The following is a 6,353-nucleotide window of genomic DNA, read 5'->3' as shown; positions in this document are numbered from 1 at the left end:
GCATGCGATGCAGACACCTCGGTACTTCAGGCAAACCGAGTTGATGCCATCGCAGGCAAGCCAGCTCCCACACTGAACCATGCTTTTGATCTGGCTTTTGATTGTGATCTCAGGCGCCCCGTTAACCACGCTGGCCGCACTCCGAGCCTAAGCGAGGTGCCGAGTGGTGGGGCAAAGACCTTTTGGTTACTTTTGGGGCGTTTGCCAAAAGTGACCCGCTGTAAGAGCGGAACGGATATCAGCCCTCACTCAATGATGGATATGTACTCCGACCCTAACCCTCTGCCGCCTGACACATAGCCTTCGCGAGCAAGCCCGCTCCCACAGTTGGATCGAGGGGCATCAGTGAGAGAGTGTCCAGCCTGGAGGCCGCCATCGCAGGCAAGCCAGCTCCCACAACAGCCAGCTCCCACATTTGAACCTCACCACGGCACCTCAAGCGGCCCCATCACGGCGGCCGCCGAACCAAAAAGTCAGTTCCACAAACCGATCTTTTCCAGCTCCTGCTTGAAGTTCGCCCGAGTGATCAACGTCACCTCATCCATCGCCGTGTACTTCGGCGGCTCCGTGCCTTTGGTCACCCACTCATACATCATCAGCGCAGTGTTATACCCCTCAATGTGCGGACTAGGCAGCATCGAGCCAAAGAACCCACTGTCAGCTTTTTTCAGCTCGCCAATCGCATCCGTGCCATTGATGCCGATGCCAATCACATTGGCCGCAGCAAACCCTGCGCTCTCAGTCGCACGCACACCACCCAACACGGTGTTGTCGTTCATGCCACCAATAATCAAGTGCTTCGCACCGCTCGGCAGCTTGACCAGGGCCGAGTTGGTCGCATCCATGCTGCCCGGAACATCCAGCGTCTTGGCAGCCGTGAACAAAATGTGATCCTTGGGAATACCCGCATCTTCCAGGGATTTAACCGAGCCGTCAGTGCGCTTTTTACCGGTATCAAGCTCGTTGAAGGTATTGATCACCGCATAGGTGTCCTTCCAGTCCCACCCACGCTTTTTCGCCTCCGCCGCCATCGCAGCGCCCTGCTTCTGGCCCACTTCAAACGCCGCCATACCCAGGTACGGCACGTCTTCCATGAAGTTGCCTTTGGCGTCGACAAAACGGTCATCCACCGCGATCACTTTCAGCCCGTTGGCCTTGGCCTTGGCCACAATGGCCGGGCCGAGCGACACATCCGGCGGGCAGATCACAAAGCCCTTGGCGCCGTTGGCCGCCAGGCTGTCGATGGCCGAAAGGGTTTTCTCGCCATCGGGGACGGCGATTTTGATCACGGTGAAGCCATGTTCCTTGCCGGCTTTTTCAGCAAACGCCCACTCGGTCTGGAACCACGGCTCTTCAGCCTGCTTGACCAGAAAACCGATCTTCACCTCTTCAGCAGCCAGCAACAGGCTGCTCAAGCTCAGGGCCGACACCGCCACAGCGGCGCAACACAGGGAACGGATACCACGACGACGATTCATACGGGTGACTCCTTGTTGTTGTTTTAAAGTCTTGGGTTTATCCGGCGAAGCGGTGACAGGGTTTGCCTGGCACGTCGACTTCAAGGGCCAATACCGCGCCGTCCAGTGGATGATCCAATGGGCTGGCAGCACTGGTGATATACAACGTGGTGAGGTTCGGCCCACCGAATACGCAACTGGTCGGACGGCTGACAGGCAGCTCGATGACGCGGTCCACTTCACCCTCTGGTGTGAGGCGCAGCAGGCAGCTGCCATCCCAGCGAGCGTTCCAGATGTAGCCTTCGGCATCCATCGCCGAACCATCCGGCCCGCCGCGCTCGTGTGGACCGAACCACACGTTGGCCGGGTCGAGTTGGCCATCGGCTCTTATCGAATGCCGATACAGCGTGCCGTCCATGCTGTCGCCGAAATGCACTTGGGTGCCGTCGTCGTTCCAGAGCAAGGTGTTGGGAATACCCAGCCCGCTCAGCAGCGGCGTGACCTGCGCATCGGCATCAATGCGAAACAGCCCACCGGAGCGCCGGGTGATCGGCACATCTTCGCCCTTCTCACCAATGTTGTTTTGCATGGTGCCCAGCCACAGACGGCCGCTGGCATCGCAGCGCGCTTCGTTGCCGCGGTTGCCCGCTTGCGGGTCAGCCACGCACAGCAGGGTCAGGGCTTGGGTGGCAAGGTTGAGCCGGTACACACCGCTGCTCAAGGTCACCAGCGCGTCGCCGCTTTCACACGGGATAAACGCCGAGACATGCTCGGGCAATTGCCAGACCTGCAACTGCCCGTCCATCAGGCGCAGTGCCTGCTTGCCAATGATATTGACCCAATACAGCGCCTGGCTCGGCACGTCCCAGAACGGACCTTCGCCCAGTTGCGCGCGGTGCGGGGTAACGGCGATACACGGCATGTTGCCTCCTGGAGTGTTCGTGTTCAGGCGCGTGTCACAGCGGGTCGCGGGATGGCGTGCCATCCACCAGCCGTTGAATGCGCAACGGGTTGGCGTTTTTCAACGCGTCGGGCAGCAGGCTATCAGGGTAATTCTGGAAGCACACAGGGCGCAGGAAACGGTCGATGGCCAGGCTGCCGACCGAGGTGCCTCGGGCGTCCGAGGTGGCGGGATACGGGCCGCCGTGAACCATTGAGTCGCAAACTTCCACGCCGGTCGGGTAGCCATTGAGCAGGATGCGGCCGACCTTTTGTTCCAGCAGTGGCGTCAGTTCGGCGAACTGGTCAAAGTCGGCTGGCTCGCCAATGATCGTCGCCGTGAGCTGACCGTGCAGCCCGTTCAAGGCGGCGCTGAGCTGGGCCGCGTCGGCGACTTCAACAAATACGGTGGTCGGGCCAAACACTTCTTCCTGCAACACTTCGTCGCCGTCGATCAGCAGGCGCACGTCGGCCTTGAACAGCTGTGGCTGAGCCTGTTTGCCCGCTTGCGCGCTGCCCGCCAAGTGCTGAATGCCAGGATGCGCCAGGAGTGCTTGCAGGCCTTTGCCATAGCTGCTCAGCGTGCCGGCGTTGAGCATGGTTTGCGCGGGCTGATCGCCGATCAACTGTGCGACCTGTTGGGTGAACGCCGTGAACTGCGGCGAGGCAATACCGATCACCAGGCCAGGGTTGGTGCAGAACTGGCCACACCCCTGAACCACCGAAGCGGTGAGGTCGCGGGCGATAGTCTCGGCACGTGCCTGCAGGGCCTGGGGCAACACGATCACCGGGTTGATGCTCGACATCTCGGCAAACACCGGGATTGGCTGCGGGCGTGCCGCCGCCATGTCGCACAAGGCGCGGCCGCCTTTGAGCGAGCCGGTGAAACCCACGGCCTGGATCGCCGGGTGCTTGACCAGCGCCTCGCCCACGCCACCGCCAAAAATCATGTTGAACACGCCCGCTGGCATCTCGGTGGCCTCAGCCGCCCGAATGATCGCATCGGCCACCCGTTCAGCCGTCGCCATGTGCCCGCTGTGGGCCTTGAACACCACCGGGCAGCCGGCCGCGAGTGCCGCCGCCGTGTCGCCGCCGGCCGTGGAAAACGCCAGGGGAAAGTTGCTCGCGCCAAACACTGCCACCGGGCCCAAGCCGATGCGGTATTGGCGCAGGTCGGGGCGTGGCAGCGGTTGGCGATCGGGCAGTGCCTTGTCGATGCGTGCGCCGTAGAAATCACCGCGACGCAGCACCGTTGCGAACAGGCGCATTTGGCCGCTGGTGCGCCCGCGTTCGCCTTTGATGCGTGCAGCCGGCAGTGCGGTTTCACGGCACACCAGCTCAACGAAGTCATCGCCCAGCGCGTCCAGCTCATCGGCCACCGCGTCCAGGAACTGCGCGCGGCGCGAGGCACTCAATGCGCGGTACGCCGGGTAAGCCGCGGCGGCCGCGTTGGCGGCGGCGTCGACCTCTTCGGGCGTGGCCTGGTAAAAAGGCTGGGGCAAGGCTTCGCCTGTGGTGGCGTCGACACTGTTTAGCGTGACGCTGCCGCTGGCACTGCGCTGGCCGCCGATGTAGTTGTGGCCGAGAAACGGGGTCATGGTGATCTCCTTAAAGCGTGATGACGTTACCGGGTTCAAACGCCGCATCGCTGCTGCCGACACTGTTGATCAGCGGCGCGCCGAACTCGGCCTGGCTGATCTCGAACACGTCCCCGGGCTGGGTACGTATACCATCAGCGAATGACAGCGTAGCGGTGCCGAAAAAGTGAATATGCACATCACCCGGCTTGAGAAATTGGCGGTATTTGAAATGGTGGTATTCAAGGTTTTCCAGGCTGTGGCACATATTGGCCTCGCCACTGAGGAATTCGTTCCGCCAGATTTCCTCGCCGTTGCGCAGAATGCGACTGGTGCCCGCCAGGTGCTGCGGTAGTTCGCCCACGCGCAGTTCCGGGCCATAGCTGCAACTGCGCAGCTTGGAGTGGGCCAGGTACAGGTAATTCTTGCGTTCCATGATGTGGTCGGAAAACTCGTTGCCCACGGCAAACCCCACGCGGTAGGGCTTGCTGTCGTGACCGATGACGTAGAGGCCGCCGATCTCCGGTTCTTCACCTGCGTCATCGGCAAACGGTGGCACCGGGAACGCCTCACCCGGGCGCACGACGATGCTGCCGTCCCCCTTGTAGAACCACTCCGGTTGTACGCCCGCTTGGCCGGCGGCCGGCTTACCGCCCTCCACGCCCCATTTGAAAATGCGCATGGTGTCGGTCAGCGCGGTGTCGTCACCGGCCTGGTGCATTTTGTCCCGCGCCGAAGCGCTGCCCAGGTGGGTCAGGCCGGTGCCGCTGATCAACATGTGCGCCGGGTCCGGGTGATCCAGTGGCGGCAGGACTTTCAAGTCAGCCAGCAGCGCGGCGTAGTCGTAGCTGTCGCCCAGGCCGAGGCTGTTCACCTGTTGCGCCAGGCCCACACCGGCTTCGATGGCGGCCAGGGCCAGTTCGCGCACCGTGCGCGCGCCGGTCACTTCGCGCAGTTTATTGCCTTCGACGACGCCCACGCGCCGCTCGCCATTGCGTAACTCGAACTGAACCAAACGCATGAAATTTCTCCCGGATTAAAGTCGTGAAGCGCCACGCGCACTGGCGGCAAATTGGTCAACCGGCAGCACGTGCTTGCGCTCCAGCAGGCGGTAAACCACGCCCGTCAGCAGCAGGCCGAACACCATCACTGCCGACAGAAAATACAAGCCCGATGCCAGGTTGCCGGTGTATTCCTTGAGCGCGCCGATCACGAACGGGCCGATATAGCCGCCGAGGTTGCCCACCGAATTGATCAGCGCAATGCCCGCCGCTGCACTGGCGCCGGCAAAGAAGCGCCCCGGCAAGGTCCAGAACACCGCCGTGCAGGAAAACAGCGCAAACGCCGCCAGGCTCAGCGCGGCCATTTGCAACACCGGCACACTGAGCCAGGCACTGAAAAACAGGCCAATGGCACCCAGCACGTAGAGCACTGCGAGATGGCCGTAGCGGTCATTCAAGCGGTCGGAACTGCGCGGGATGATCAGCAACCCGATGATCCCAAAGATGTAAGGCACCGCCGAGATAAAACCGGTGGCGAGGTCACTGCCACCGAACTGTTTGATCAAGGTCGGCAGCCACAGCCCCAGGCCGTAAATGCTCAGGGTCACTGGCAGGTAGAACAGCGCCAGCAGCAATACGCGCGTGTCTTTGAGTGCCAGCAGCGGGTTGCCGTGACGGGTCTGGCCGTAGGCTTGCAGGTCTTTGTTCAGTTCACCGGTGAGCCAGGTTTTTTCCGCCTCGCTCATCCAGTTGACCTGCTGTGGGCCATCCGGCAGAAAACGCAGCACCGGCCAGGTCAGCAGCAGCGCCGGGGTGCCGATCACGATAAATAGCCATTGCCAGCCGTGCAGACCGAGGATGCCGTCCATGCCAAGCAAGCCGCCGGACACGGGCCCGGTGATCATCATGGCGATGGGTTGAGACAGGATAAATAGCCCGAGGATCTTGCCGCGATGGCGCACCGGGAACCATTGGGTGATGTAGTAGAGCACGCCCGGGAAGAAGCCGGCCTCCGCTGCGCCGAGCAAAAAGCGCATCACGTAGAAACTGTGTGGGCCCTGCACGAACGCCATGCCGATGGTGATGGCGCCCCAGGTCAGCATGATCCGCGCAAACCAGCGCCGCGCGCCGAAGCGGTCGAGCATCAGGTTGCTGGGGATTTCGAAAAGAAAGTAGCCAATGAAGAACAACCCGGCGCCCAAACCATACGCGGCGTCGCCGATACCGACGTCGGCGCCCATATGCAGTTTGGCAAAACCCACTGCCGAGCGGTCCACGTAGGCGATCAGGTACAGCAGGATCAGGAATGGAATCAGTTTCAGCGTGATGCGCCGAATAAGCCGCAATTCCTGGCTCATGGGGTCGATCTCCGTTTGTTG

5 protein-coding genes are annotated in these 6,353 nt (G+C 61.9%); all 5 read right to left on the bottom strand.

Going from position 1 to position 6,353, the window contains the following annotated elements; genetic code table 11:
* Positions 1-473: 473 nt before the first annotated feature.
* From ACP7A2_RS24965 to ACP7A2_RS24945, 5 genes are read right to left on the bottom strand one after another with little or no spacing between them, the layout of a single operon-like run.
* Positions 474-1,478, bottom strand: coding sequence for a substrate-binding domain-containing protein (locus ACP7A2_RS24965; RefSeq protein WP_426136460.1), 1,005 nt, complete (start codon positions 1,476-1,478; stop codon positions 474-476).
* 37 nt (positions 1,479-1,515) lie between these two features.
* Complete coding sequence (locus tag ACP7A2_RS24960; protein ID WP_426136459.1) at positions 1,516-2,379, bottom strand: SMP-30/gluconolactonase/LRE family protein; 864 nt, start codon at positions 2,377-2,379, stop codon at positions 1,516-1,518.
* Positions 2,380-2,413: 34 nt separating this feature from the next.
* Entirely contained in the window at positions 2,414-3,994 is a 1,581-nt protein-coding gene (locus ACP7A2_RS24955) for an aldehyde dehydrogenase (NADP(+)) (protein WP_426136458.1), read from the bottom strand.
* 10 nt (positions 3,995-4,004) lie between these two features.
* The gene (gene araD1, locus ACP7A2_RS24950; protein WP_426136457.1) at positions 4,005-4,994 is read right to left on the bottom strand and encodes an AraD1 family protein; all 990 of its coding nucleotides are present in this window, start codon (positions 4,992-4,994) and stop codon (positions 4,005-4,007) included.
* A gap of 15 nt (positions 4,995-5,009) precedes the next feature.
* Positions 5,010-6,332, bottom strand: a complete 1,323-nt coding sequence (locus ACP7A2_RS24945; protein WP_426136455.1) for an MFS transporter — start codon at positions 6,330-6,332, stop codon at positions 5,010-5,012.
* Positions 6,333-6,353 lie beyond the last annotated feature (21 nt).

Source organism: Pseudomonas sp. PWP3-1b2, from assembly GCF_049896045.1.
Taxonomy (GTDB): Bacteria; Pseudomonadota; Gammaproteobacteria; order Pseudomonadales; family Pseudomonadaceae; genus Aquipseudomonas; species Aquipseudomonas antarctica_B.
The sequence above is the reverse complement of the archived record's forward strand: the minus strand, read 5'-3'. Positions and strand labels throughout refer to the sequence as shown.